This window comes from Bacillus sp. SIMBA_005 (assembly GCF_046535585.1).
GTDB lineage: Bacteria > Bacillota > Bacilli > Bacillales > Bacillaceae > Bacillus > Bacillus pumilus.
Map to the genome: position 1 here is coordinate 1 of NZ_JAWRWI010000251.1, position 282 is coordinate 282.

The window sequence follows — 282 nt, forward strand, 5'->3', positions numbered from 1 at the left end:
GGTTGTCAGCTCATTAATTAATGTGATCGCCGTCTGCAGCTCTTTTTCATTAACGGCTGTCTGCTCAGGAACGCCCGGCACATGTCCGGCATTTCTGACCTCATCCGGATAATGAATGGATTCCATCACGATGCAGTTGTCATACACGCGAAGAATCGCAAGCTGCTGTTTAGAGCGGATCGTAATGGAGGCAATCCAGATTTTACCCGTCGTCCTCAGCGCTTCCCGCAGAAGTGTATAGGCTTTTGTGCCGTTGTCTCCCGGCCCGACATAATATGACCG

General features: G+C 50.7%; 1 protein-coding gene. It reads right to left on the reverse strand.

Annotated elements, in window-relative coordinates; genetic code table 11:
* Positions 1-282 (reverse strand): Ku protein (locus SB660_RS19975; protein WP_410584024.1); only part of this gene is annotated, 282 nt, incomplete at both ends.